Below are 1235 nucleotides of genomic sequence, written 5' to 3'. Positions count from 1 at the left end.
TGTAGTGGTCTAATGAAACCGGACACCCATTTAGGCGAGAATGCTCGCCAGATCGAGGTGTCAGATGACCAAACAACGCCGTTCCTTTTCTGCTGAATTCAAACGCGAGGCTGCCGACCTCGTGCTCAAGCAAAACTACAGCTACATCGAAGCCAGCCGTTCACTCGGCGTCGGCGAGTCGGCCCTGCGCCGTTGGGTTGATCAGGTTCAGCAGGAGCGCCAAGGCGTCACTCCGCAGAGCAAAGCGCTGACCCCGGAACAGCAGAAAATCCAGGAACTGGAAGCCCGGATCGCCCGCCTTGAACGGGAAAAATCGATATTAAAAAAGGCTACCGCGCTCTTGATGTCGGAAGATCACGAGCGTACGCGCTGATCAATCAGCTGAGCGTCCATGAGCCGATTGATTGGCTGTGCAAGGTGTTTGAGGTCACCCGTTCGTGCTACTACGCCCAGCGTCTTAAGCGCCGCACGCCGGATGTCGAACGGCTTCGGTTACGCAGCCGGGTGAGCGAGCTGTTCTCGCAAAGTCGCAGTGCTGCGGGCAGCCGCAGCATCCTGTCGCTGATGCGTGACGACGGTGAGCAGCTCGGTCGGTTCAAAGTGCGCAGCCTGATGCGCGAGCTTGACCTCGTCAGTAAACAGCCCGGATCACATGCCTATAAACGAGCGACGGTTGAACGGTTGGATATCCCGAACATATTGAATCGGGAGTTCGATGTTCCAGCACCCAACCAGGTGTGGTGCGGCGACATCACCTACATCTGGGCCCAGGGGAAATGGCATTACCTGGCTGTCGTGCTGGATCTTTTTGCGCGCCGGATAGTGGGCTGGGCATTGTCAGAAAAACCAGATGCTGAGTTGGTGATCAAGGCGCTGGATATGGCTTACGAGCAACGAGGAAGACCTCAGGGTCTGCTGTTTCACTCGGATCAAGGGTCGCAGTATGCGAGTCGTTTATTTCGCCAGCGGCTGTGGCGTTATCGCATGCGCCAGAGCATGAGTCGTCGGGGAAATTGCTGGGACAATGCGCCAATGGAGCGCGTGTTCCGCAGTTTGAAAACGGAGTGGATACCGACCACGGGTTACCGAACGGCTCAAGAAGCCCAGCGCGATATCAGCCACTTCTTGATGCATCGGTACAACTGGGTTCGACCCCATCAATTCAACGGTGGGCTGGCGCCAGCTCGGGCCGAAGAAAAACTTAACGTCGTGTCCGGGATTAGTTGACCACTACA

At 56.6% G+C, this 1235-nt stretch carries 1 protein-coding gene; it reads left to right on the top strand.

What is annotated here, in order from left to right; genetic code table 11:
* The first annotated feature begins 64 nt into the window (after positions 1-64).
* A protein-coding gene (locus PMI34_RS04435) for an IS3 family transposase (RefSeq protein ID WP_086790197.1) occupies positions 65-1227 on the top strand; the annotation gives its coding sequence in 2 pieces (ribosomal slippage) (positions 65-320 and positions 320-1227; 1164 coding nt in all).
* Positions 1228-1235 lie beyond the last annotated feature (8 nt).

It is taken from the genome of Pseudomonas sp. GM74, assembly GCF_000282455.1.
In the GTDB taxonomy this organism is placed as follows: Bacteria; Pseudomonadota; Gammaproteobacteria; order Pseudomonadales; family Pseudomonadaceae; genus Aquipseudomonas.
Note: the sequence above shows the minus strand (reverse complement) of the source record. Positions and strands in the feature narration are given on the sequence as shown.